Here is a 23,525-nt window from a genome sequence, read left to right as displayed (position 1 = left end):
CTCAGACGGCCTCGATCAAGGCCGCGCCGAGACCAAGGGATTCAGGGCCCTGATGGGGCCAGAGCAGCGTGACGCGACAGCCAGTCCCGTCGCTGGCGATGTCGAAGACCGCGCTGTGCAGCCGCGCGATCGAATCGACCAAGCTCAGCCCGATGCCGAACCCGCTCTTGTCGGCCCGGAACGCGCCGCGGCGGTACCGGGCTCGGACTGTGGTCAGCTCCTCCGCCGGGATGCCGCAGCCGTTATCCGTGACGCGGATGGCCGTGGGAGTCTGCAGGAGCGCGACTTCGACCCAGCCCTCGGACGGGGTGAATTTCAGGGCGTTGTCGATCAGGTTGCTCACGGCCTCGAAGATCAGGCTGCGGTCACCCTCCACCTCAGAGGCGCCGTCAGGCCGCGTCCACCGGAGTTGGATGCCCCGCTCGGCCGCGAGCGGCTCGTAATACTCCACGGCATCCTCAAGCAGCCGGCTGAGGTCGACCTGCGTGAAGCCGGATCGGCGCAGGCGATCCTCCATCTCGGAGATGCGCAGCAACGCCGAGAACCGGATGACGATCGACTTGACTTCGGCGAGCACGTCCTCGTTGCAGGCGCGGAACGCCTCGACACTGTGGGCCTTGCGCAGGGACCGCTCCAGCGTCCCGACGACCCGAGTGAGCGGCGTCCGCAGATCGTGGGCGATGTTCTCGTTGACGCCCTTGATCTCCAGCATCAGCCGCTCGAGCTGGTCGAGCATGTCGTTCACCACGCGGGTGAGGTGGGCGAGGTCGGCCGAGACGCCGCGCGTCGGCAGCCGTTCGCTCAGGTCGCCGCGCATGATGCGGACCACCGCCGAGGTGATCGCGTCGTTCTGACGGAGCGATCCGACACCGAAGATCACGGCGCCGATCAGGCCGATGACGATGGTGGCCGCCATGCCCCAGGAGAAGGTCTCGACCAGGGCGTTCTCGAGGGACTGGAGATCCTTGGCCGAGCGGCTGACCAGAACGTACTCGCCGCTCGGCAGCCGCGTGAGCTCGCTGAACAGTGTGCGCGTCCCGTGCTCCGTCTGCTGGGTCAGGACGAAAGGGTGCCCGATCGGCGCCGTCGCCGGGTAGGGGATCGGTGCGCCGGCGCGGCGTGCGTGATCCGGTCCGAACAGCACGAGCGGGCGCCCGCCCTCAGCGAAATCCTCCGACGCGTCGATGCGCTCGCGCAAGGCCCGGGGGGGCAGGTTCAGGAGATGCTTCGACTCCCACTCCACCCACTCGAAGGCGGCCTTGCGGCCGTAGCTGCGCGTATCGACGTACAGGAAGCCGCACAGGGCGAGCGACGCGCCCCCGAAGGTCGCGAAGAACAGGCTCGCGACCCGGAAGCCGCTGGTGCGGCGAACCTCAAGAAGGCGCACGGAGGATGAAGCCCGTGTTGCGCACCGTGTGGATCCGGGGATTCAGACCGTCGGGATCGAGCTTCTTACGGATCTTCCCGATGTGCACGTCGATGACGCTCGACTGATGGTTGAAGCTGTAGCCCCAGACCGACTCGAAGATCATCTTGCGGCTGACCAGCACGCCGGCGTTCTGCATCAGGAACTCGATGATGGCGAACTCCTTGGGCAGCAGTTCGATGTCGCGGCCTGCGCAGCGCAGGACCCGCTCGATCAGGTCGAGGCGCAAATCGCCGACGACCAGTTCGTTGACCGTCTCGGCAGCCATCTTGCGGCGGGCCAGCGCGTCGACCCGAGCGGTCAGTTCGATGAACTCGAAGGGCTTGGCGAGATAATCATCACCGCCGGCGCGCAGGCCGTCGACGCGCTCGTTGACGGCCGAGAGCGCGCTGAGGATCAGCACGGGCGTCGAGACCTTGGCGGCGCGCAGCTTGGTGAGCAGCGACAGACCGTCGATCTCCGGCAGCATGCGATCGAGGACGATCACGTCGAAGTTGCCCTCCAGCGCCTTCCGCAAACCGGTTGTCCCGCTCGGCGCCTCGTCGACCTGAAAGCCGTATTCCGTCAGCGCCGAACCGATCTCGGCGGCGACGCGGCGATCATCCTCGACGACCAATACACTGGGCATTCTTTTGTCCTTCTTATTTTGTATTCGGCTGTTCGGCTCGATCTCCTGCGGCTTTGCAGGGGAGACGGAATTATCCTCTTCAGGTCCGCTGTCAAATATCGGTTGGTCTGCGCTGGCGGAATGCGTCATTTGGCCGGCAAAGCCTACGAGATCGTGAGGAGACCGGACCATGCGCCTCACTCCGCACTGGCCTGCTCGGAGAGCTTGGCGGCGGGCGCTCTCGCGGCGGAATCGCCCTTCGGAACGACCCGGGCGCCGTCCTGGAGGGTCGCGGGAGGATTGAGGACGACCGTCTCGCCGCTCGCGAGCCCGGCGCGCAGCTCCAGCCGTGTGCCCAGATCGCGCGCGATCGTGATCGGGCGGAGCTGCACCGTGTCGTCGGGCTGAACCACCGCGACGCGCGTCCCCGTCGCGTCGAAGATCAGCGCCTCGGACGGCACGGTCACGCGGGGATGCGTGCGCGGCACCGCAAAGGTCACGGCGACGTAGAGGCCCGGACGCAGGACCCCGTCAGGGTTCTTGACGTCGACCTCCGTATCGAGGGTCCGCACGGAGGAGCGCAAGGCGACCGAGCTGCGCGAGACCGTCCCATCGAACACGTGATCCGGCATCTGCGCGACGCGCACGCGGGCCTGGACGCCGTCATGGATGCCCACCGCCGCCGATTGCGGCACCTGCACCGTGACGCGCAGAACATCCGTGCTGTCGACGGAGAACAGGGGTGTTCCGCTGCCGGAATCGGCGTGGACGAGGTCGCCGACATCGACCATGCGGGCGGTCACGACACCGTCGAAGGGCGCGACCACGTTCTCGAACGTGGCCAGCGTCCGCAGCCGGTCCACCTTGGCCTGCTGCGCCGTGATGTTCGCCTCGGCGACCTTCACCTTCGCGTTGGCGGCGGTCAGGGCCGCGGTGGCCGTCAGCATCCCGGCTCGGGTCTGATCGGCGTTCTGCTTCGAGGCCCAGCCCTGTCCGGCCAGCGTCGACGTCCGGGCGTCGGTGGCGTTGGCCAGCGTGACGTTGGCCTTGGCCTGCTCGACATCGGCGCGGGCGACGGCGAGCTGGGCCTGGAACTGGCCGATCTGGGCCTCGGCCTGGCGCGCCTGCTGGTCGAGATCGGGGGCGGCGATGCGCACGAGCAGGTCGCCCTTCTTCACCCGCGAGCCGATATCCACCCGGCGCTCGGCGATGTAGCCGGTGGCGCGGGCGAAGATGTCGGCATGGTCGAAGGCCTCGGTCTGGCCCGGCAGGGTCAGCGTCATCGGCTGACCGTCTTCGGTGGCCGACAGGGTGCGCACCGTGGGGACGAAGTCGGCCGTCTCGGCCTGGGTCACCAGGGAGGCCTGGTAAGCCTGCCAATGGTGCCAGCCGCCGAGGCCGAGGGCGCTTCCGAGCGCCAGGGCAGCCACCAGGAAGGGCCGCTTGCGCGGGGGCGGCAGATCGGCGTGCGCCAGCCTCTCCCCAGCCCCGTCCTGCCGCAGGGGATCGATCTCGACGGCGTGGCGATGCGCCCGCTCGGCGGCCTCGTGGGCGTCGAACGCGTGAGCCTCGGAATCTGCGCGCATCAATAATCCTCGAGGGGCTTGATCGGGTTGTGCCGGAGCAGGGTGTAGAGGAGCGGGACGAAGAGCAGCGTCGAGAGCGTGCCCATGCCGATCCCGCCCATGACCGCGCGGGCGAGGGCGGCGTTCTGCTCGGCGCCCTCCCCCGATCCGATCGCCATCGGGATCAGGCCGAGGAACATCGCCGAGGCGGTCATCAGCACCGGCCGCAGCCGTGTGTGGCCGGCCATCAGGGCGGCCTCGCGCGCCGAGCAGCCCGTGGCCTCCCGGTGCTCCTTGGCGAAGGTGACGAGCAGGATCGAGTTCGCGCTCGCGACGCCCACCGACATGATCGCCCCGAACAGGGCCGGGATCGAGAAGGCCGTGCCGGTGATGAACAGGCTCATCACGATGCCGCAGAAGGCGAGCGGCAGCGCGGCGATGACCACGAAGGGATCGACCCAGGTCTGGTAGTTCAGGACGAGCAGCAGGTAGACCGCCACCAGCGCGATCCCGAGCCCGATCTCGATCCGCGCGAAGGCGCCCTCCATGCTCTCGATCTGCCCGCGAACCAGGATCTTGTCCGGGGCCGGCAGACGGGCCTGCGCGTCGGCGACGATCCCATCCACGGCATTGCGGACGCTGCCGAGATCGGTGTTCTGGACGTTGGCGAGGATGTCGAGGGTCGGCTGCTGGTTGACGTGATTGATCACCGTCTGCTCCGGCTGCCGCTGCATCGTGGCGATGTTCGACAGCAGGATCGGAATGCCCGGCCTGTCATGGCCGGTCGCGTGGACCGAGACCGGCGTATTCATCAGCTGGTCGATGTCGGCATTGCGCCATTCCGGCGTCTGGACCCAGAGCTGATAGGGCATCCCGGACTTGGGATCGGCCCAGAAGTTCGGGCTGACTTGGAAGGAGCCCGACAGCGAGACATTCATGTTCTGCGCGATGGACTGCTCGCTGACGCCCATCTCCGAGGCGAGTCTGCGGTCGACATTCACGGACATCTGCGGCGCGTCGACGATCTGGTGAAGGTGGACGTCGACCGCCCCGCGGACCGCCGAGATCCGGCGCACGAGATCGCGGGCCACGGCGAGATCGTCGGCGTCGTGGCGTCCGGAGACCTGCACGTCGATCTGCGCGATCGTGCCGAAATTCAGGATCTGCGTGATGATGTCGGAGGGTTGGAAATAGAAGACGTCGTCCGGGAAGGCATCGCGCAGGACCTTGCGCAGGCGCGCCTGGTAGAACGCGATCGGTCTGTGCTCGCCATTCAGGTTGATCAGCATCTGGCCGTCATTGTAGGCGACGAACGATGCGTCCATGAACGCAAAGTTATAGTTCGACGCCGGCAGGCCGATATTGTCCAGGATGAGTCCGAGCTCATCTTTCGGGACGACCTGCCGGACGACGTCCTCGACCTACGCGAACCGCTTCTCCGCCTGCTCGATCCGCTGACCCGGGCGGGTGCGGATATGCAGCGTCATCTGGCTGGATTCGATCTGTGGGAAGTAGTCCTGCCCGACGAAGGGGAAGATCGCTGCGGTCACCGCGAGGACGGACAGCACGCCGCACAGGGCGCGGCCCGGGTGGCGGAGCACGGCGGAGAGGAGGCCGACATAGCCCGCGTGGAACCGCGTGAAGCCCTGCTCGAACGCCCCCCGGAAGGCCAGGGCGCCGCGCAGCGGATACCGGAATCCCCAGAGGAGCGGGCGTCGCGCGACGCCGAGCAGCCGGCCGAGAACCGAACGCCGTCGCTGCGGCGCCATCCCGTCGATTGCAGGCTCCGCGCCGCCGTGATGCCGGGCGTATTCCGGGGCGACGAGGACGTCGATCAGGATGGCGACGAGCGTCCGCGACAGCAGGTAGGAGGTCAGCATCGCGAACACCACCGCCTCGGCCTGCGGGACGAACAGGTAGCGGGGGGCGTCGGTGAGGAAGAAGACCGCCGAGAAGGCCGAGCAGATCGCCAGTGTCGAGATCAGCGCCGGCTTGGCGATGCCCGCGACGCCCTCGACCACCGAGCGCCGAAACGGGAATCCCTCCTCGAACATCCGATAGGTGTTCTCGATCGCCACCGTGGCGTCGTCCACCAGGATGCCGACCGCGAGCGCGAGGCCGCCCAGGGTCATCACGTTGATGGTCTGCCCGATGGCGACCAGGATCGACAGGGAGGTCAGGATGCAGAGCGGGATCGAGACGAGCACCACGAGGGTCGAGCGCCACGAGCCCAGGAACAGCAGGATCGCGAGGCCGGTGAGGCCGGCCGCGATGACCGCCTCGCGCACCACGTCGGAGATGGCGTCCGAGACGAAGACCGACTGATCGAACAGCGGCGTGATCGTCATGCCCTTCGGCGCGGCGGCGTGGATGTCGGGCAGGGCGGCCTTGACGGCGTTCACGACGTCCAGGGTCGAAGCTGCGCCGTTCTTCAGCACCTGCAGGAGGACGGAGTGGTGACCGTCGGCGCGGACGATGTTGATCTGCGGCGGCGAGCCGTCCCGCACCTGGGCGACGTCCCGCAGCAGGACCGGCTGGTTGTTCTCGACCTTGATCGGGATGCGATTGAGCTGATCGACGAGAAGCGGGCTCGAATTGAGCCGGACTGTGTATTGCTGCGTCCCGATCTTCGCGAGCCCGGAGGGTACGACGAGGTTCTGCTTGAGCACCGCATTCAGGACATCGAGCGGCGTCATGCCGATCGCGCGCAGCTTGGCCGGGTCGAGGTCGACCATCACCTGACGCGGCGCGCCGCCGTAAGGCGACGGCAGGGTCGAGCCCGGCACCTCGGCGAGCCGCCGGCGGGTCCGGTACTGGGCGTAATCGAAGACCGTGGTGAGCGGCAGCGTGGACGACGACAGGGCCATCTGGATGACCGGCACCGACGACGCGGAGAACCGCATGATCACCGGCGGCTGCACCCCGGGCGGCATCCGCGAGCGGATGGCGTTCATGGCCGAATCGACCTGCGTCATCGCGAGATCGATGCTGACCGCGGAATCGAAGTAGATCCGCTCGGTCACGGTCCCCTGGATCGACGTCGACTCGATCCGCCGGATGTTGTTCACGTTGCTCGACAGCGAGAACTCGCTGTAGTTCGTGATGCGCTGGACCATGTCGGCGGCGTCGAGACCGTTATAGGTCCAGACCACCACGACGACCGGTATGTCCACGGACGGCAGCACGTCCTTCGGCGCCACCGCGATCGAGCCGATGCCGGCGAGGAACATGAGGACGGCAAGAACATAGAAGCTCTTGCGGAACTTCAGGGCGAACCGAACGAGATCCATGCTGCCAATCGCGCTTGTCGCCCGAATCCTGCGGATCTCCGGGCCCCGTCCTCGGCCTCGGTTTAATGTGGCAGAATGAGGCTTGCGTTGTGGAGGACGAGCGGGGCTCATGCCCGGCTCCACGACGCTATAAATCACTCCCGACAGTGCTTCGAATGAATTCGCCCTTACATCTTGAAGCAATTTTTAATTTGAAAAAAATAGGGCCGATTTTTCAAGAACTGTGACTCGGGTGGAGCCCGCAGCCCCCGACGCCTGAGCTGCCCACGGGCGACAGCATTGAACAAGAAAGATCTTCTTTAAAAAATGTTATTATTTTCATAATTTAGCGCTGTATTCATTTGCGGTCCATCGGGCGGATGTCCTAGATGGCCGAGGGCCAAGCAACCGATCTTCCGGTCGTCGGCCTTCGTCATCACACCGCGCCATGACTGACAGCATCAGAGTATCAGCCTAGTTCTGCCACGCTGAAGCAGGCACCTTCACGATATCTCGGCCCGCATCCGGAGTTCGGCGTGCGCGGTTGAACGGCCGCTGATGGGTGCTGCCCGATCCCGAGATACCGATCAGCGATGTCTCCGGAACAGATCGCCCCGGCGCCCCAAGGCTTTGCAGATCTGGTCTGTTCGAGACGAACCGATGATCAACCAGCGAACGATAAGCGTCCTGATTTGCGTTGCCTTGTCCGGCCTCGTCACGCCGGCCTGGTCCGAGAGCGAAATGCCTGCCGGCGGCGCGTTCATGAGCAGCTACACGTCGGACCCCTACTTCGACCCGCGATCGCAGTATTCCCAGCGTCACGCGCTCGGCGATAGGGGCGAACAACCCATGCTGGCAGAGCCGTGGGGCGCTCAGCCACCGTGCGCGCTTTTCGACAAGCCCTGTGCCGACCGGTTCGAGCGGACACGGCACCATGCTTCTCCGTAGGACAGGTCGGTTGCCGTCTGAACTCCGACCACCCACTCTCCGCGCCCGAGACCGGTGCTCCGAGATCCTGTCGCCCTGTCCGGTGCCACGAAGCCGACCGAGTTCAGGATCCTGCGGCGCCGGACATGTCCGCTCTCAAGGCTTCGCGAGAGGCCGCTGAACAGGCGGATCGGGCGACAAGCCGAACGACAGGTTTTGCGCTGATCGGCGATCCGGCATGGCGTCGTGTGGCCGAAAGCCGTCCGACCGGTTTCGGACCGGCGAGCCACCCGACCGGACGGTGGGGTGTGGTCCTCTGTCGTGGACGGACCGACCGGAATGCGAAGGCGACCTCTCTTCGGCTGGGCCGCGGCCTCGTTCCTGCAAGCCTGCGGGTCGTCGGGTGCGGTGATCACACCGGGCCACCGCGAGCGGCTGTCCGATGGCCGCCCGAGTAGAGTGGGAGTTGTCTGATGAAGCGGCGTACGCTGCTGCAAGGAGCCGGAGCGTTCATGGCGAGCGCTGTCGCGGCACCATCCCTGGTCCGCGCGGAGACCGCTACGACCCTGCGCTTCATCCCGCAGCAGGATCTCGTCACCCTCGATCCGGTGACGACGTTCGCGTACATCACACGCAACCACGGCTACATGGTCTTCGACACCCTCTACGGCATGGACAGCGCCTACCGCGCCACGCCGCAGATGGTCGCGGGCCACCGGATCGAGGAGGACGGGCGCCGCTGGGACCTAACCCTGCGCGAGGGCCTGCGCTTCCACGACGGCACGCCCGTGCTCGCCCGCGACTGCGTCGCCTCCCTGCGGCGCTGGGCCAAGCGGGATCCGTTCGGCGGCTCGCTCATGGCGATGACGGACGAGCTCTCAGCGCTCGATGACCGGACCATCCGGTTTCAGCTCAAGCAGCCGTTCCCGCTCCTGCCGGTCGCGCTGGGCAAGGCCTCGGTGCCGGTCTGCGCCATGATGCCGGAGCGCCTCGCCGCCACCGACCCGTTCCAGCAGGTACCCGAGCTGATCGGGTCGGGACCGTTCCGCTTCAAGGCGGACGAGCGCGTGCCCGGCGACCGTACGGTCTACACCCGCTTCGAGGGCTACGTGCCTCGTGGGGACGGGCCGCTCACCTGGACGTCGGGTCCGAAGATCGTCCATTACGACCGGGTCGAGTGGCGCGTGATCGGCGACACGTCCACGGCGACCTCGGCGCTGATCGCCGGAGAGGCCGATTGGCAGGAATACGCCTCGCACGACCAGCTTGGGCTGCTGAAGGCCGCGAAGGGCGTGACCACCCGCGTGCTCGACACGACGGGCTTCGTCACGATGCTGCGGGTCAATCACCTGCAGCCGCCCTTCGACAACCCGGCGATCCGGCGGGCCCTCTGGGGTGGGATCGACCAGACCGCCTGCATGCAGGGCGTCGTCGGCGTGGACGATCCCAGCCTGTTCCACGTGCCCCTCGGCTTCTTCTGCCCCGACACCCCGATGGCCTCGCCGGACGGGCTCGGGCCGCTCAACGGTCCGCGCGATCCGGCCAGGGTGCGCGCCGAGCTGAAGGCCGCCGGCTACGCCGGCGAGACCGTGCTGCTGATGGTGCCGTCGAACTCGGCGCCGCTGCTGGCGCTCGGCCAGGTGGCGGCCGACCTGCTGCACAGGGTCGGCATGAACGTCGAGGTCTACGCGGTCGAGTTCAACGCGATGCTGCAGCGGCGCAACCGCAAGGGGCCGGTCTCCGAGGGCGGCTGGAGCGCCTTCGTGACCAACTGGTCGGGCATGGATTGGCTGAATCCCGCCGGCTACATCGCCCTGCGCGGCACCGGCGAGAGCGGCTATGCCGGCTGGGCCACGACCCCGCGGATCGAGTCCTTACGCGACGCGTGGTTCACAGCCCCGGACGAGGCCGCCCGCGCCGCCCTCTGCCGGGACATCCAGCTCCAGGCGATGCAGGACGTGCCCTACTACCCGCTGGGCCAGTACCTGCAGCCGACCGCCTACCGCTCCGGCCTTGCCGGCATCCTCGACGGGTTCCCGACCTTCTGGAACGTGCGGCCCGCCTGAGAGGCCCGGGGCGTCACAGCCCCGGGAAGGTCGGCGGCGCGAGGGCGTCGGGGCTGCGCCCGGCCCAGTCGAGCTGCCGGACCTGCGCCAGTGCGCGGCCCTGCGCTTCCTCCAGGGCGGCAGCAGCGGCCGCGTAGTCGATCGTCAGGGCGCGCCCGTCGCGCACGATCTCGCGACCGCCGACGAAGACCTGCCGGACCGCCCGGTCGCCGGCCGAATAGATCAGCGACTGCACGGGATCGCGGCACGGCCGCATGGCCGGATGCGCGCAGTCCACGAGCACGAAATCGGCCTTGCAGCCCGGCTCCAGCCGGCCGATGTCGGTGCGCCCGAGCGCCCTGGCGCCCCCCACGGTGGCCGCGTGGAATACGTCCGTCGCGCGGGTGTCGCGCGGGTTCTCGGCCACGACCCGGGCAAGGTACGAGACGAGGCGCATCTCATCGAGCATGTTGTGCGGGTAGACGTCGGTGCCGATGCCCATGTTGATGCCCGCCTGGACGTAGCGGCCGAAATGGTGGAGCGCGATGCCGCGGCGGGCGAAGACCGTCGGACAATGGGCAACCGTGGCGCCGTGCTCGGCCAGCCGCCGCAGGTCCGCGCCGGGGCTGTGCCAGTGGGTCCAGGGGTGGTCGTCCAGGAAGATCCCGTGGCCCACGATGGTGCGCTCGGTCAGCACGCCGAGGTCGTCGAGCCACTCGATCGGCGTCATCCCGGTGCGGCGGGTGATCTCGTGGAATTCCGACAGGGACTGCGCCGCGTGCGTGTGGAAGCGCAGGTCGCGCCGGACCGCCTGGTCATGGGCGTCCCGCAGCAGCTCCGCCGTGCAGGTATCGACCTGCGCCGGGCAGAGCATGCCGAACAGGCGCCCGCTCGGGTGCTTCTGCGCCGCCTCGATCTCGGCGAGCGCCTGCTCCAGGCCGCGATAGCCTGCCGCCTCGTCCCACTCGTACGCGACACTGTGGCCGTTCCGGGTGAGCCAGCGCCCCGACCGAAACATCGGGGCGATGCAGACGCGCAGGCCCGAGGCGCCGAGGAGGTCGAGCCAGCCCGCGCTCGGCAGGGCGAGGTCGCAGACGGTGGTGACGCCCGACAGGGCGAGTTCGGCGAGCGCCACGCCGTAGGCGGCCCGCGTGCCCTCCGCGTCGGGCCGCAGGATCGGCAGGTACTCGTAGAGCGAGGTGTTGTAGAGGCGCTGGCTGCCGACCTCGTCCCACATGCCCTTGTTCATCGGCTCCGAGAACAGGTGCGTGTGGATGTCGACCAGGCCGGGCATGAGCATGCAGCCGGAGGCGTCGATGGTCCGGACCGGCTCAGGCCCCCCGTAGCCCGGGCCGACATGGGTCAGGACGCCGTCCGCGAACACGACATCCGCGCCGGTGCGGTAGACGTGCCCGCCGCTCTCGGGATCCCAGGCGACGACCCACCGGGCCCCGGTTACCCGCGTGACGCCCGTCGCCCCGTCTGCAGCTTCGTCGTGCATCGCTGACCTCTCCCTTGCGCCGCCGGGGCGGGCAAGATCGGTGCCCGATCGGGCGTGCCTCGGGGCGCGGCGCGGCCCGAGTTTCGCTTCGCGCAGGCCGCTGTCGTCAGCGGCAGGCCCTCGCGTGGGTTCCGCAGGACAGCGACATGCATCACGGCGACAGCACCGGAGTCCCGCGCATCCTGGTCATCAACCCGAACGCCTCCCGGGCGGTGACGGCCGCCATCGACGCGGCGCTGGCGCCGCTGCGCCTGGCCGGCGGCCCGGCCATCGCGGTGACGGACCTGCCCGAGGGTCCGGTGAGCATCGCGTCTCAGCAGGACGCGGATTCCGTGGTGATGCCGCTCGCCCGGCGCATCGTGGCGGATGCGGCGGACGCCTTCGTCAGCGCCTGCTTCAGCGATCCGGGCCTGCATACCGCCCGTGAGGTCGCCGGGGGCCGGCCCGTGATGGGCATCGCCGAATGGGGCATCCTCCGCGCGCTCACCCTGGGCGAACGCTTCGGGATCGTCGCCCTGTCGGAGGGCAGCGTGCGGCGCCAGCGCCGGATGGTCCGCCAGATGGGCCTCGGCGAGCGCTTCGCCGGCAGCCGGCCGGTGGAGGCGCAGGCGGACGAGACGGCGGGCGCAGCCATTCGGGACCGCCTCGTCGCGGCGGCCCGAACCCTGGTCGAGCGCGACGACGCCGACGCGGTCGTGCTCGGCTGCGCCGGCATGGCACCGCACCGGGCCGCCGTCGAGCGGGCCATCGGGCGGCCGGTCGTCGAGCCGTGTCAGCAGGCGGTGGCGGCGGCCCTCGGGGCGGTTCTGCTCCGATCGGCCCCAGAGGAAGGACCCGGCGATGCACTATGAGCTCCTGATCCGCGGCGGCACCTGCGTCACGCCCTGGGGCACCGAGGCGATCGATCTTGGCGTCCGCGACGGGCGCATCGCGGCCCTCGCGGTTCCGGCCGGGGCCACCGCGGAGGCGGTGGTCGACGCAGCGGGCCTGCACGTCCTGCCCGGCCTGATCGACAGCCACGTCCACCTGCGCGATCCCGGCGACCCGGCGGTGGAGACGATCGAGACCGGCACGCGGGCCGCGGTGCTGGGGGGGATCGCCACCCTGTTCGACATGCCCAACACCGTCCCGCCGATCGCCGATACCGAGCGCCTCGCCTGGAAGCGCGACTACGTGGCGGGCCGGAGCTGGTGCGACATCGGCCTCTACGTGGCCGGCACGAAGACCAACCTCGACGCGCTCGCCGCGCTGGAGCGCGAGCCGGGGGTCTGCGCCGTCAAGGTCTTCGCGGGCAGTTCCACGGCGGCGCTGATGATCGAGGACGACGTGCACCTCGAGCGGGCGATGCGCGCGGGCCACCGGCGCATCGCCTTCCACAGCGAGGACGAGGAGCGGCTTCAGGCCCGCAAGCCGCTGTTCAGCCGGGGCCAGCCCTACCGGACCCACATGGAGTGGCGCGACGCGGAATGCGCCTACTTGGGCACGCGGCGCCTCATGGCGCTCGCCCGCAGGACCGGGCGGGCGGCCCACATCCTGCACGTTTCCACGGCCGAGGAACTCGCCTACCTGCGCGATTTCCGCGACGTCGCCACCGTCGAGGTGCTGGTCAACCACCTCACCCAGGCGGCGCCGGACTGCTACGACACGCTGGGTGGCTTCGGCGTGATGAACCCGCCGATCCGCGGCGAGCGTCACCGGGCGGCGGCCTGGGCGGCCGTGCGCGACGGGACCGTGGACACGGTCGGCAGCGATCACGCGCCCCATGCCCGGGCCGCGAAGGAGCAGCCCTGGCCGGATTGCCCGGCCGGCCTCACCGGGGTCCAGACCCTGGTGCCGATCATGCTCGACCACGTGGCGGCCGGGCGGCTGTCGCTGGCGCGCTTGGTCGACCTGATGGCGGCCGGGCCGGCCCGCGTCTACGGCCTCGTCGGCAAGGGCCGGATCGCCGCCGGCTACGACGCCGACTTCACCCTCGTGGACCTGAAGGCCCGCCGCAGGATCGAGGAATCCTGGATCGTCTCGCCCTGCGGCTGGACGCCGTTCGCCGGGACCGAAGTCGTCGGCTGGCCGATCGCCACGATCGTGCGCGGCCGCCCGGTCATGCGCGACGATACGGTCCTGGGGGCGCCCATCGGCGACCACGCGCGCTTCCTCGCCTGACGGGGGCCTGCCCTCAACCGCCGCAGGTCTCCTCCACCAGCCAGGCGGTGAGGATCGCGACGGCGTCGAGGAGGTCGTCGATCGCCATGGCCTCGTCGGGATTGTGGCTGCCGTTGGCGTTGCGCACGAACAGCATGGCCATCGGCACGCCGGCCTTGGCGAAGGCGGCGGCGTCGTGGGAGGCCGGGCTGCCGAGGGGCCGCGTCGCGATGCCGAGCGCGTCCGCCGCCGCCGCGAGCCCGTCGCGGATCCGAGGCGCAACGGCGCCGACACCCGCCTCGGCACGCGGCCCGAGCGCCACCGTGACGCGGCGGCGCGCCGCGATCTCCGCCACGGCCGCCAGGAACGCCTCCTCCAGCCCCGCCAGCGCCTCGGGCGTGTAGGCGCGCATATCGAGGCTGAAGCGGAACTCGCCCGGGACGGTCGTCAGGCCATGGGCTGCGGCGTCGGTGTGGAACCGGCCGAAGGTGACAGCCATCGGGCAGCCGGCCGCCTCGCGGTCCGCCCAGACCCGGTCGAGGGCCAGGGCGATCTCGGCGCCCGCCATGGCCGCGTCGCAGCGGAAGCGGCGGGGCGTCCCGACATGGTCGTAGCGCCCGCGGATCCGGACGTCGGGGTAGCGGACGTTGCCGGGTATCCCGGTGCAGAGACCGACCGGGATCCCCGCCTCCTCCAGGCTCGGCGCCTGCTCGATATGGACCTCCAGGAAGGCGTGGAGCGCGTCGGCGTCGAGGGCGGGCGGGCCGCTGCGCAGCGCGTCGGGGTCGCCGCCCTCCCGGGTGATGTGGGCGGCGAGGCTGAGGCCGCTGTCGATCCGGACCGCGTCGAGCGCCCCGTCGGGCAAGGATCCGAGCGCCGCCCGGCTGCCGATGTAGGAGACCTGGAACCAGACGCTCTCCTCGGCGCGGATGCCCAGGACGGTGATGTCCCGCGCCGGGGTCAATCCCATCGCGCGGATGGCCGCGACGGCGGCGAGGCCGGCCACCACCCCGGCGGCCCCATCGAAGTTGCCGCCGTGGGCCACGGTATCGAGATGGGAGCCGATCAGGATCGGCGGCAGTCTCCGGTCCCGTCCGGGCAGCGTCATCGTGGTGTTGGCGGCCGCGTCCCGATCCGTCGCGAGGCCGAGATCGGCGGCGCAGCGCGTCACCACCGCGTGCGCCGCGGTCTCCTCCGGGCTGTAGGAGGCCCGCGTGAACCCGGGATCCGTCCGGCCGCACCGGGCGAGCTCTTCGAACAGCGCCTCGACCCGGTGACGCTGCGCGCGGACCGCGGTGGCGATCGCCGATACCCTGCCCATCCCGACGCTCCCGGTGCGCGGCTCCGGGGCGGCCGCGACGGCGCCACCCTGCCACTTCCGTGCCGCCCACGCCGGAAGGATCCTTGCCGCAGGCGCGGGCCGGGCCCGCATCAGCGCCGCCGCCGGCTGGCTCGCCCCGGTCCGATGCCGCCCGCGCTGGCGAGGCGCTTCACCACCGGGCACCTTGGAGTGCGTCACCGGGCCCGGAAATCGGATCCGAAGGTGATCCGCATCAGCAGCCGGGAGTGGCTGCAATGGCTCCGGCGGGCCGATCGATCCGGGGCGCCTGCGCGGCTCGGCAGCATAGGGGGCAAGACGGTTCACCCCGCGGATAGGGGAGATCCACGGAGGCAGGGCGTGGACACGGAACCGGGACGAGGGTGCCCGGGGCAGCGGGCGACCTCGACCGAAGCGACCCCATGAGAAGCCTCGCGGGTGGTGGCGCGCGGACAGCTATGCGGCGGCGGTCTGTGATCGGACGGCATGACGAACGCGTGATGCCTGTTTTTGCACCTTGCAAGCCCGCCGAGATCCGCCTCTTATGCTGCAGATCCGGGAATGAAACCAGATTTCGGAGTTCCGCGATGATCACCAGAACTTCGGTACTCGTTGTCCTTATCCTGGTGGGGAGCGTGGCAACGACCCCGGTTCTGGCCTGTGGCGACAGCGAAGCGGGTTTGTCCTGTGATGACAGTGGTTCCGGCGCTGAGATGGGTGCGAAGTGGATGCTCAAGCGCGTCGTGGCGACCGTCGACCGCGACGGAGCTGCCGCACTGATCAAGTTCACCAAGGGAACGGACGGCTTTCGCACCGCCGACACCTACGTGTTCTGTGTCGGACCGGACGGGATGATGAACGCCCATCCCAATCCGATCCTGCAGGGCCATGACGTCCATGACCTGCACGACAAAACCGGCAATTATTTCATCAAGACCATGCTGGAGACGGCCAAGTCCGGGCAGATCTCCTCAATCCGTTACCTGTTCCCGAAACCCGGCGGCACGATCGAGGAACCGAAGACCACGTACTACACGAGAGCGGGCGATCAGATGTGCGCCGTGGGCGTGTACGATGCCGACGTGGCAGCACCGCAGGCAACTACCCCTGAGGCGCGGGTAGCGAGCCTGAGGGCGAAACTCGACGGCGAGATCCCGGCCTCAGCGAAGGCCGATTGGACCGCCTTCCTGGAAGCCTTGAACGCGCAGAGCGACGCGAAGGCTGCTGCGGTCGCGGAAGCCCGGCGTAACCTGGCAGCCGCTGCGACGGCGCTGACGCCCACCGTGCCGAAGGCGGCGGCTGCCCAGTAGCCTGGGCTGAAGAGGTCCTCACCTTGTCTATGGCCAGCTTTCTACCGCTGACGGAGGCGGCTGCCTTCACCTGCGGCTGTGCGGTACTGCAAACTCGCTGGTTCAACCCAGAGCGCGTCAGCATCGTGCTGGTGGGCGTCGCAGCACTGCTCGCCGCCGGGCTGCTCCTCGCTTGGACCCCTGAGGACATCTGCATCGATGCGGGTGCCCTCGACGCGACTGCCGCATGGCCCCCTGCAGCCGAAGCGGGCCTTGCGTGCAGGTAACCGCGTCGGCTCGGCGACGGCGCTGGGTTCCCGCGACCACAATCCGACGCTCAACACCCGATCACGAGGCCTGCTTGAGGTCGGAAGCCGTCGATCGCTCCAAGCGAACCGACCCGCACCGCACGTCGCAATTGGAAGGTTTTCCGTCAGAACCGGCAAGCCGCACGAAAGTCTGATGAAATGGCAGCTAATATGTATTTTTAGTGGGTAGTTAGAAGCCAATTCAGGCACATTCGCAAATTTGGGGTTAGATATTGGTGGGGTAATTGTCTGACTCCTCCCGCATGCTGCAGTCATGCCGCTGCTGTCCTGCCCTCGTTGAGTCCAGCGATGCCTCTTTTGAGCCTGATCTGTCTCGGCCTCGGCCTCGGCTTGGCCGCAGGCGCGTTGAGGGTGCCGCAGCGCAGCGCGCTTCTGGAGCGGACGGGTGGCAGTCTCATCGTGATCGGCCTGGGTCTTCTCGGATCAGGCCTGCCGCTGTTCAGGTAAGACCTCAGGCTTGATCTCTCCGAATCCGAGAAGCGACCGATAGGCTGAGGCGGTGAACGGGGCGCAACCTTTGGGCCTCGCGCTGGTGTGAGGCGTCAAGCGGGCGGATGAACGAGCGCGTCGCAGCGCGCAGCTTGGCCGACCGCCGGGATCCCTTCTCTCCCATGGCCGCCGGCGTGGCGCTCGCAGTGGCCGGCCTCGTGCTGATCGCGGCCGGTCACGCCGTCCCGCATCACATTCCCGAAACCGGCTTGGAGCGCGTCACGTATTTCGGCTGCCGTTCAGGCACGACACAGACCCCCGCCGACCCGTGACCGAGCGGCGAGGCTGGCCACGCATGTCTGCCCTGCCGACGTGGACGTGGCTGGCGTCCGAAGCCTTGCATTAAGTCCGCGGGCCCTACCCCGTTTCCGCTGGGGGTTCGGAATGTGTGCGTACGCTGGCTGATCAGGAACACCCCATGAGGAAACTACTCGCGATCGCCGCGGCGCTGGCCGTGTGCGCGGGCCCCGCCGTCGCACAAGCCCATCAGCCGGCGCGTGATTGCAATCAGGATCCCGAGACGACGGGCGCGCTGCCTGCCGATCCCCGCAGCCTCTACATGCCCGGCGAGCGACCGGTCAGGACCGATTCCGACCCGCCTGAAGTCAGCTGGCAGGACGAGGCCCAGGGGAACTCCGAGCAGCGCCGGCGCGATCTGCTGGCTTGCGGGGTGGACTGACGCGCTCGGCGGCGCGCGATCGACCCGCATCAGGCCTCCTCGGCCCTCGGCCTGTAGCTCACGATACAGGCGATCTTGTCCGCCTCATCCATCTCGATCGTTACCGCCAGCGTGTCGCCGTCAGCATCCTCAAGCACCAGACAGAGGGTACGGGGGTCCTCGAACAGGCCGACGATCCTGAAGACCGGCAGCGGCCCAGGATACGCCTCCAACTCCGCCTCAAACTCGGCCCTGGTGGTCAGGCGGAAAACAGCGGCCGGCTCCGGCATCTTCGGGCGGGCGGCCTCCAGCCGCACCGTCTCGGCCAGCTGGTCGATGACGTAAGCCCGATCCGAGCGGTTCCAGGCCGCGACGAGGGCCTCGCCTCGAACCGATCCATGCTGAATGCGTGCTTGGCCGTCCGCCATGTGCCTGTCCGTACGAACTGGGGCCGATCAGAATAGCGGCCCATGTCTCCTTATCGAGCGGGATACGCAGTACTAAGCCGGCCGATGCGTTGCCGGAGCGCATCACAGGCGGCCTGATCTGGGACACAGCACCAGCGAACGCGGCGGCCGGTTCGATAACCCGGCTCTGGCACCCTGCCTGTGGGCCGCGTCGCGTATCGGCCCGACCGCTGGTGAGATCGGACGCTCCCCCGCCCCGTGAACAGATCGGGGCGGGGCCGAGCGGCCCGCTCGCGGCAAGGGGATACACTCATGCCGGCCGGGCGCGAGCGGGTGCTGTCGGACGAGGCTTTGGACCGGCCGCCCGCGAGCTGTTCGCCGAGGTGCGGGCGCAGCCCCCACGTGAGGCGCTGGGCAAGCCTGTCGGCGATGAAGCCGGCGATGTCGGCCTCGATCTGCTCGGCTGGTTGCTCGATGCCGGCGACGACGTTGGACACGGTGAAAGCAGCGATTGAGGCGTCCACGATCCGGCGGTGATGCGTGGCGGTTTGTCCCAGCCGCTGCACGCCGGGATACCTGAGCACGGTCGTCCGGTTCGCGGGAGTGGCACCACAGCGACGTTTGGCGCCGCGGTGTCCTCTCTCACGACCCGGAGCCATCCGATGATGCACCGTCGCGACATCCTCACCACGATGCTGGGCGCCACCGCCGCCCTGGCCATCACGCGTACTGCCGTTGCGCAGGTCACCCCGGCCGGCGCGATCCCGTCGAGCGTCTACCTTCAGATGGCCACCACCGGCGGCCTGTTCCTCGAGAACACTGCCCGTGACGCGCACGAGAAGACGACGAACCCGGCGGTCAAGAAGTTCTCCCGGGCGGAAGTGATTGAGCAGGTCAACCTCTCGCGCAAGCTCGGCGCCTACACGGGTGGTGCTCCGATGGCGGCTGCACCGGCCGGTCCTGGGGGCCTGATCGGCGGCCTCGTTGCTGCGCCAGTGGCTGCGGTTGGCACCGCCGCCGGCGTGGCAGGCGGCGCGCTCGGGATCGCACCGCCGCCCAGCGGTATGACCACGGACGCGCAGAAGGCGCAGATTCTCTCCCAGCTGACCGCGATGCCCCCAGGCCCGCAGTACGACGCCACCTTCGTCGCCAACTCCTTGCAGGGCCACCAGGAGGCGCTCGCCATCCATGGCGCCTATGCTCAGTCCGGCGAGGATCCAGGGCTGCGCCGCGTCGCCCGCGGTGCGCTGCCGCTGATCAACCTGCACATCTCCCAGCTGTCGCGGATGCAGGGACGGGCTGATGGCTAGCAGGGTGATGGTGACGACTGGATGGGCTCAGCCGATGGTGGGCGCGTCCGGAAGGTTCTCCAGCGGTAGATCGGCCAGGTCGGACTTGGCATGAGCTCGGTGGCGCGCGGCCATTGAACCGCGCGCTTCGTGCATCGGCATGAAGGCAGCGAAGCCCACAGGCTGGGTGATGTCCCCGTAGATCGCCTCCATCCCCCCGCGCATGTGGTAGCTTTCGTGCCAGATGCCGACGCCTCGGGTATCTCGCAGGAAGTCCTTCCACCACTGCCGGTGCGGCTCAGATTTTGCCCAGGCGATCAGGCTATTCATGTCGCGCCAGTACCAGCGCATACCGACATGCAGCGGGCGGAAGCTGAATATGATGTTGTTTTCATAGTGCAGCAGGCCGTCCGGCATTCCAGCACCCGCCCTCTCGATCTTAGGACCAAATCCGAGGAGCGCCTTCACACCGTAGAGCGCCCGAACCTTCATCCCCAGGTAGATTACAACCATGTCTGGATAGGCGGAGAAATCCGGAACAACCTTTCGACCGCCATGTTCCATGGCCTTTCTCCCGGATACGCAGCGACAACCAGTATCCGAGCGTTGCCCTCGTGCCAATGATCCAGCACCCACTTGAGCCCTGATTATCCGCGTGGGCGCAATCCGCAGGCGGTATCAGGCAGGTAATGATTCAGGCGTAGGGACCCGGCGAACGGGTCGCCGAGCGCCCTGCGCCTGGACAGCGTGTGCCGCCGTCGGTGCTCGGGGCGATCGTGGCGCAACTGGCAGGGCCGGCACATCGTCGCGCGCGGCAGCGGCATGCCGCGGCGCACCCCATATCCGTTGCAGCGCACACGGGGCTTGGCCCTGCGCTGAACGGAGTACCCTATGTCCACCCTGAAAGACCGTGCCGCTGCACGCGTTGTCCTCGTGCCTGAGGCTGTCGTGCCGGGCTACAGGGAAGCGATGGCGCGGCTGCCGCGGGTGCAGATCACCAAGCACCGCCCCTCTGCGGATCGGGATTTGCCCGCAGTCGGCTCGTTGGGTTGATGTCGCAGATCTGCCGGTTGCAGGACAGAACTCCTGTTACGCTCTTCATGCCAGCCCTACCTTAGAGAAATTGCCCCTTGGGGAGCCCTGGACCGTGCAGTGATCGGGCTCAGCAGGAACATCGCCTCCCTCCGGACCGTTTCCTCCATAAGCGCGCAGACTGATCATCTGTCGCCGTGGAAACGATAACCGAATAAATTTTCAGGAGGCAGCCATGGGCCTGTTTACATCCGATATCAAATCTTTGGACGAGCTGTTCGTGCATCAGCTACAGGACATCTATTACGCCGAGCAGCAGATTACGAAGGCTTTGCCAAAGATGATTAGCAAGGCCACCAATCCGCAACTCAAGCAAGGCTTCGAAGCGCATCTGAAGGAGACTGAAGGCCAGATCAAGCGCCTTGAACAGGTATTCCAGATGCATGGTCAGAAGCCGAAGGCAGTCGATTGCCCGGCCATCGACGGCATCATCAAAGAGGCAAACGAGACCGCAGGCGAGATCAGCGACAAGGAAGTGCTCGACGCGGCGCTGGTGGCTTCGGCTCAGGCCGTAGAGCACTACGAAATCACGAAATACGGCACCCTGATCGCCTGGGCGAAACGGCTTGGCCGAGATGATTGCGCCGGCGTGCTGCAGCAGACGCTGGATGAGGAGAAGGCCACGGATCAGAAGCTGACCGCCATGGCCGAGAGCAAGATCAACCAGAAGGCTGCCTAGTACGGTCTAGGTCGGGCAGTCGCGTGAGGGCCGGCGCGGCGGGAAAACTGGACTCCGCGGGCGCCGGCCCACGGCCACTACAGGCGATGTGACGTGATCCAGCTCGGCGCCAGGATGTCGCCGGCGTCCGTGATGATCCACGGCCGGGCGTCGCTGGTGTCCATCGCTTGGGTTGCAGCGGCGAGTGCCGCGCGCAACGTCGGGAAGCGACGGCTCTGCACGGTGTGGGCCGGGTCATGGCTGGACCAGAGGGTGAGGTCCGCGGGCTTGTTGAGATCAGATAGCGTCATGGGTGTGCGTTCCGCTCAATCAGAGCGGGGCCTGTGCAGGGCGTGTCAGAAAGGGGCGGCAGCCTGTAGGCGAAGGTGCCCGACCTATGGCCGTCCTGCGCGCCCGTCCTATCAGAGATGGGCGTAAGCTGCTGCGATCTCAAGCCGTCCTGGACCATGGCGGAGGCACGACGATCTCGACAGTCTGGCCGGTGAGTGGGTTGAGGATCAGCATGGCCGCCAGTTTCCGGTGGGCGTGCCGGTAGAACGTCCACGCGGGCGACAGGATTAGGGCGTTCCGTGCCTTTGCGCACAGTTGATGAAGGGGTCGCTTACCCTGGCTCCCGGTCCGATCAGTGCCGCAGCGCCTTGATCCAGGCTTTCACCGGGCCCACCACGACGGCGACATATGCCGCCCTCGTCGGTGCCCAGCCATGCATGGGCATGTCGGCGTGATCCGGACGGACTGCCCTCAAGGCGGCAACATAGGCGCCCTCGTGCGCCGTGCATTCGCCCAGCGCAGTACGCAAGCCGCCGGCTCGGCTGCCACGCTCGGGGCATCTACCATAAGCCGCGCGCACGCATCCGTGCCACGCGGCTCCGTGGTCGACAGATCAGTCGGGTCGACCGCCCGGGTCGAGGCCGGTTCCGCGCCTGCAAGCGGAGGAGCAGGGCCGGGCCCGGGATGAGCGCCGCGCGGGTCTTCACGGGACGCGGTCCGATGCTGTGCCCGACAGGGCGAAGGCCAAGTCGCTCGTCGCATTCTGAAACTCAGTCCCGGCGACGCTGCCGGGCGGGACCACAAGACTGGCGAGCCTGAGCCCGAGCGGCAGGCATCGGCGGACGGTGAGCGCCGGGACGAGCATGGAGGGCGCCTCAGGGAGACGCCTGCACCGTAGCTGATCCCGAGGAGTCCCGCTGCCGCGGCGAAGGCACGGCCCCTCCGAAGGCGCGCAGCCTCCGCTCAGCGGGTGGATGCGGTGTTACTCGCAGACGCGAACGCGGCGGATGTGCTCGACACCGTAGGGATCGATGTAGCCGCGACGCTCAACGTGGCAGACTTCCTCGACGTAGACCGGCGGCGGGGCGCGGTAGACCGGCCGGCCAGGGTAGTAACCGTTGTTGGCCGACGCGATGGCGCCGCCGACGGCCAGGCCGCCGATCGCGCCCAGTGCGACCGCGCCGCCGACCCCGATGCCGCCGCCGGCCTGGGCGACCGGCATCGTGCCACATAGCGTGAGAGCAACCAGGGCAGCAGCGCCAGCGGCTTTAACAGATCCACGCATCCCTTGATCTCCACCACGTGCAGACGCCCCCACGCACATCAGCAGGGTGGGGGCGATCCACCGGCACGGGCCGGTGCGGCCGCGGATGAGCGACCACGGTCAGGGTGCGACGGGCTCGTTAACGAGATCCCTACGGGGTCCTCACAGTGACGTGTTCAGGCATACGGGCCGCCGAACAGGTCGCCGAGCGCCCTGCGCCGGAACAGCGTGCGTCACCGCCGCCGATGCTCCGGCTGATCGTGGATCCTGTGGCAGCGCCGGCACAAGACTGCGAGGTTGGCGTCGGCGTTGTTGGCGGTGTCGTGATCCCAATGCGGTGTCGCCAGGATGATCCGGATCCGGCGAGCGCGACCGAGCTTGTCCGCCCCTGATGTGCCCGAATGCGGCGGCCCATCCACCGCGCCAGCGATTGACCTCAGCGTCCCACCAGCGGCCGTCGCCGCGGTGGCACACCATCTGTCCCTGCGGCCAGCCAATGGGGCAGAAGTAGCGGTGCTCGGGCCGGATCGGCAGGACGGGGCGAAGTCCCCGATGAGGCGCACTCCTTTTTAGAGCCGCGGCTCCCGCCGATTGTGCCCTCGCCGCAACACCCCTCGGACAACTCGGCGACAGGCTGCAACCAAAGCGACACCAAGATGTTGTGCCGCTCAGCCGCGCATAGCGCGATGTATTGCCCCTAGCTGATCCACGTTCACCGACGGTTTACTATGCGGTCATGCCGCATCATCGATCGGTGTGTCCGTAAAACTACAGCCAATTTCGTCAGGGATCGGTAGCTTTATCGTCAGATCGAAACGTTGGACGGACCCCGATGACCAAGCTGCTGACTGCACTCGCCGCCTTCACGGCCCTGACCGCTGCCGCCTCGGCCGCCGACCTGCCGCGCCGGGCCGCCCCGCCGCCGGTGTTCACCCCCGTCCCGGTGTTCACCTGGACCGGCG

Annotated in this window: 21 protein-coding genes and 1 pseudogene; 12 read left to right on the top strand and 10 right to left on the bottom strand. The window is 68.3% G+C overall.

Annotation, left to right across the window (positions count from 1 at the left end; all coding sequences use genetic code 11):
- Window position 1: 1 nt before the first annotated feature.
- The 4 genes and pseudogenes from MFF58_RS23610 to MFF58_RS23595 all read right to left on the bottom strand — a co-directional run bounded on the left by MFF58_RS23610 (window position 2) and on the right by MFF58_RS23595 (window position 6,888).
- On the bottom strand, window positions 2-1,387 hold the full coding sequence (locus tag MFF58_RS23610) for a sensor histidine kinase (protein ID WP_238291445.1): 1,386 nt from the start codon (window positions 1,385-1,387) through the stop codon (window positions 2-4).
- Window positions 1,374-2,054, bottom strand: coding sequence for a response regulator transcription factor (locus MFF58_RS23605; protein WP_238291474.1), 681 nt, complete (start codon window positions 2,052-2,054; stop codon window positions 1,374-1,376). The genes MFF58_RS23610 and MFF58_RS23605 overlap by 14 nt, the downstream gene beginning before the upstream one ends.
- A 176-nt stretch (window positions 2,055-2,230) precedes the next feature.
- Window positions 2,231-3,619 (bottom strand): efflux RND transporter periplasmic adaptor subunit, encoded by a 1,389-nt coding sequence (locus MFF58_RS23600; protein WP_238291443.1) that lies wholly within the window; start codon window positions 3,617-3,619, stop codon window positions 2,231-2,233.
- Window positions 3,619-6,888, bottom strand: a pseudogene (locus tag MFF58_RS23595) (efflux RND transporter permease subunit). Before MFF58_RS23595 ends, MFF58_RS23600 begins: the two are co-directional and overlap by 1 nt.
- A gap of 1,379 nt (window positions 6,889-8,267) precedes the next feature.
- Here MFF58_RS23595 and MFF58_RS23590 point away from each other — a divergent pair.
- Window positions 8,268-9,860 carry an ABC transporter substrate-binding protein gene (locus MFF58_RS23590; RefSeq protein ID WP_238291441.1) on the top strand — a complete coding sequence of 531 codons (1,593 nt, stop codon included), beginning with the start codon at window positions 8,268-8,270 and terminating at the stop codon, window positions 9,858-9,860.
- Window positions 9,861-9,873: 13 nt separating this feature from the next.
- On the opposite strand, the gene MFF58_RS23585 is transcribed toward MFF58_RS23590, so the two are convergent.
- Window positions 9,874-11,340 carry an amidohydrolase family protein gene (locus MFF58_RS23585; protein WP_238291440.1) on the bottom strand — a complete coding sequence of 489 codons (1,467 nt, stop codon included), beginning with the start codon at window positions 11,338-11,340 and terminating at the stop codon, window positions 9,874-9,876.
- A gap of 146 nt (window positions 11,341-11,486) precedes the next feature.
- On the opposite strand from MFF58_RS23585, the gene MFF58_RS23580 reads away from it, so the two are divergent.
- Both MFF58_RS23580 and MFF58_RS23575 read left to right on the top strand, forming a co-directional pair.
- Entirely contained in the window at window positions 11,487-12,191 is a 705-nt protein-coding gene (locus MFF58_RS23580) for an aspartate/glutamate racemase family protein (RefSeq protein ID WP_238291439.1), read from the top strand.
- Window positions 12,181-13,500: a dihydroorotase gene (locus MFF58_RS23575; RefSeq protein WP_238291438.1), complete on the top strand. Its 1,320-nt coding sequence runs from the start codon at window positions 12,181-12,183 to the stop codon at window positions 13,498-13,500. Before MFF58_RS23580 ends, MFF58_RS23575 begins: the two co-directional genes overlap by 11 nt.
- Window positions 13,501-13,513: 13 nt before the next feature.
- Here MFF58_RS23575 and MFF58_RS23570 read toward each other — a convergent pair whose 3' ends face one another.
- Window positions 13,514-14,800, bottom strand: coding sequence for a hydantoinase/carbamoylase family amidase (locus MFF58_RS23570; protein ID WP_238291437.1), 1,287 nt, complete (start codon window positions 14,798-14,800; stop codon window positions 13,514-13,516).
- A 584-nt stretch (window positions 14,801-15,384) separates the two neighbouring features.
- Here MFF58_RS23570 and MFF58_RS23565 point away from each other — a divergent pair.
- The 5 genes from MFF58_RS23565 to MFF58_RS23545 all read left to right on the top strand — a co-directional run bounded on the left by MFF58_RS23565 (window position 15,385) and on the right by MFF58_RS23545 (window position 17,583).
- Entirely contained in the window at window positions 15,385-16,107 is a 723-nt protein-coding gene (locus tag MFF58_RS23565) for a cache domain-containing protein (RefSeq protein WP_238291436.1), read from the top strand.
- A gap of 29 nt (window positions 16,108-16,136) precedes the next feature.
- Window positions 16,137-16,373, top strand: a complete 237-nt coding sequence (locus tag MFF58_RS23560) for a hypothetical protein (RefSeq protein ID WP_238291435.1) — start codon at window positions 16,137-16,139, stop codon at window positions 16,371-16,373.
- A gap of 330 nt (window positions 16,374-16,703) precedes the next feature.
- Window positions 16,704-16,862, top strand: a complete 159-nt coding sequence (locus tag MFF58_RS23555) for a hypothetical protein (RefSeq protein WP_238291434.1) — start codon at window positions 16,704-16,706, stop codon at window positions 16,860-16,862.
- A gap of 107 nt (window positions 16,863-16,969) precedes the next feature.
- The gene (locus tag MFF58_RS23550; protein ID WP_238291433.1) at window positions 16,970-17,176 is read left to right on the top strand and encodes a hypothetical protein; all 207 of its coding nucleotides are present in this window, start codon (window positions 16,970-16,972) and stop codon (window positions 17,174-17,176) included.
- A 146-nt stretch (window positions 17,177-17,322) separates the two neighbouring features.
- Window positions 17,323-17,583 (top strand): hypothetical protein, encoded by a 261-nt coding sequence (locus tag MFF58_RS23545; protein WP_238291432.1) that lies wholly within the window; start codon window positions 17,323-17,325, stop codon window positions 17,581-17,583.
- A 29-nt stretch (window positions 17,584-17,612) separates the two neighbouring features.
- On the opposite strand, the gene MFF58_RS23540 is transcribed toward MFF58_RS23545, so the two are convergent.
- On the bottom strand, window positions 17,613-17,990 hold the full coding sequence (locus MFF58_RS23540; RefSeq protein ID WP_238291430.1) for a hypothetical protein: 378 nt from the start codon (window positions 17,988-17,990) through the stop codon (window positions 17,613-17,615).
- Window positions 17,991-18,352: 362 nt separating this feature from the next.
- Between MFF58_RS23540 and MFF58_RS32345 the strand changes: the two genes are divergently transcribed.
- A complete protein-coding gene (locus MFF58_RS32345; protein WP_279602971.1) occupies window positions 18,353-18,484 on the top strand; it encodes a hypothetical protein in 132 nt (43 codons plus the stop codon).
- A 150-nt stretch (window positions 18,485-18,634) separates the two neighbouring features.
- Window positions 18,635-19,279, top strand: coding sequence for a DUF4142 domain-containing protein (locus MFF58_RS23535; protein ID WP_238291473.1), 645 nt, complete (start codon window positions 18,635-18,637; stop codon window positions 19,277-19,279).
- A gap of 27 nt (window positions 19,280-19,306) precedes the next feature.
- Here MFF58_RS23535 and MFF58_RS23530 read toward each other — a convergent pair whose 3' ends face one another.
- Window positions 19,307-19,822 (bottom strand): phenylacetaldoxime dehydratase family protein, encoded by a 516-nt coding sequence (locus tag MFF58_RS23530; RefSeq protein WP_238291428.1) that lies wholly within the window; start codon window positions 19,820-19,822, stop codon window positions 19,307-19,309.
- A 327-nt stretch (window positions 19,823-20,149) separates the two neighbouring features.
- Between MFF58_RS23530 and MFF58_RS23525 the strand changes: the two genes are divergently transcribed.
- The gene (locus tag MFF58_RS23525; protein WP_238291427.1) at window positions 20,150-20,311 is read left to right on the top strand and encodes a hypothetical protein; all 162 of its coding nucleotides are present in this window, start codon (window positions 20,150-20,152) and stop codon (window positions 20,309-20,311) included.
- Window positions 20,312-20,525: 214 nt separating this feature from the next.
- Window positions 20,526-21,029 carry a YciE/YciF ferroxidase family protein gene (locus MFF58_RS23520; protein WP_238291426.1) on the top strand — a complete coding sequence of 168 codons (504 nt, stop codon included), beginning with the start codon at window positions 20,526-20,528 and terminating at the stop codon, window positions 21,027-21,029.
- A gap of 77 nt (window positions 21,030-21,106) precedes the next feature.
- Here the strand turns inward: MFF58_RS23520 and MFF58_RS23515 are convergent, their stop codons facing one another.
- Window positions 21,107-21,319, bottom strand: coding sequence for a hypothetical protein (locus MFF58_RS23515; RefSeq protein WP_238291425.1), 213 nt, complete (start codon window positions 21,317-21,319; stop codon window positions 21,107-21,109).
- Between the two features lie 962 nt (window positions 21,320-22,281).
- Window positions 22,282-22,584, bottom strand: coding sequence for a hypothetical protein (locus tag MFF58_RS23510; protein WP_238291424.1), 303 nt, complete (start codon window positions 22,582-22,584; stop codon window positions 22,282-22,284).
- Window positions 22,585-23,525 lie beyond the last annotated feature (941 nt).

Origin of the sequence: Methylobacterium longum (assembly GCF_022179385.1) — a bacterium.
In the GTDB taxonomy this organism is placed as follows: domain Bacteria; phylum Pseudomonadota; class Alphaproteobacteria; order Rhizobiales; family Beijerinckiaceae; genus Methylobacterium; species Methylobacterium longum.
Note: the sequence above shows the minus strand (reverse complement) of the source record. Positions and strands in the feature narration are given on the sequence as shown.

Bases quoted from the DNA above. Each gene is read 5' to 3' on its own strand.
- MFF58_RS23605 (WP_238291474.1), bottom strand. From the start codon at position 2,054: ATGCCCAGTGTATTGGTCGTCGAGGATGATCGCCGCGTCGCCGCCGAG.
- MFF58_RS23600 (WP_238291443.1), bottom strand. From the start codon at position 3,619: ATGCGCGCAGATTCCGAGGCTCACGCGTTCGACGCCCACGAGGCCGCC.
- MFF58_RS23590 (WP_238291441.1), top strand. From the start codon at position 8,268: ATGAAGCGGCGTACGCTGCTGCAAGGAGCCGGAGCGTTCATGGCGAGC.
- MFF58_RS23585 (WP_238291440.1), bottom strand. From the start codon at position 11,340: ATGCACGACGAAGCTGCAGACGGGGCGACGGGCGTCACGCGGGTAACC.
- MFF58_RS23580 (WP_238291439.1), top strand. From the start codon at position 11,487: ATGCATCACGGCGACAGCACCGGAGTCCCGCGCATCCTGGTCATCAAC.
- MFF58_RS23575 (WP_238291438.1), top strand. From the start codon at position 12,181: ATGCACTATGAGCTCCTGATCCGCGGCGGCACCTGCGTCACGCCCTGG.
- MFF58_RS23570 (WP_238291437.1), bottom strand. From the start codon at position 14,800: ATGGGCAGGGTATCGGCGATCGCCACCGCGGTCCGCGCGCAGCGTCAC.
- MFF58_RS23565 (WP_238291436.1), top strand. From the start codon at position 15,385: ATGATCACCAGAACTTCGGTACTCGTTGTCCTTATCCTGGTGGGGAGC.
- MFF58_RS23560 (WP_238291435.1), top strand. From the start codon at position 16,137: ATGGCCAGCTTTCTACCGCTGACGGAGGCGGCTGCCTTCACCTGCGGC.
- MFF58_RS23555 (WP_238291434.1), top strand. From the start codon at position 16,704: ATGCCTCTTTTGAGCCTGATCTGTCTCGGCCTCGGCCTCGGCTTGGCC.
- MFF58_RS23550 (WP_238291433.1), top strand. From the start codon at position 16,970: ATGAACGAGCGCGTCGCAGCGCGCAGCTTGGCCGACCGCCGGGATCCC.
- MFF58_RS23545 (WP_238291432.1), top strand. From the start codon at position 17,323: ATGAGGAAACTACTCGCGATCGCCGCGGCGCTGGCCGTGTGCGCGGGC.
- MFF58_RS23540 (WP_238291430.1), bottom strand. From the start codon at position 17,990: ATGGCGGACGGCCAAGCACGCATTCAGCATGGATCGGTTCGAGGCGAG.
- MFF58_RS23535 (WP_238291473.1), top strand. From the start codon at position 18,635: ATGCACCGTCGCGACATCCTCACCACGATGCTGGGCGCCACCGCCGCC.
- MFF58_RS23530 (WP_238291428.1), bottom strand. From the start codon at position 19,822: ATGGAACATGGCGGTCGAAAGGTTGTTCCGGATTTCTCCGCCTATCCA.
- MFF58_RS23525 (WP_238291427.1), top strand. From the start codon at position 20,150: ATGTCCACCCTGAAAGACCGTGCCGCTGCACGCGTTGTCCTCGTGCCT.
- MFF58_RS23520 (WP_238291426.1), top strand. From the start codon at position 20,526: ATGGGCCTGTTTACATCCGATATCAAATCTTTGGACGAGCTGTTCGTG.
- MFF58_RS23515 (WP_238291425.1), bottom strand. From the start codon at position 21,319: ATGACGCTATCTGATCTCAACAAGCCCGCGGACCTCACCCTCTGGTCC.
- MFF58_RS23510 (WP_238291424.1), bottom strand. From the start codon at position 22,584: ATGCGTGGATCTGTTAAAGCCGCTGGCGCTGCTGCCCTGGTTGCTCTC.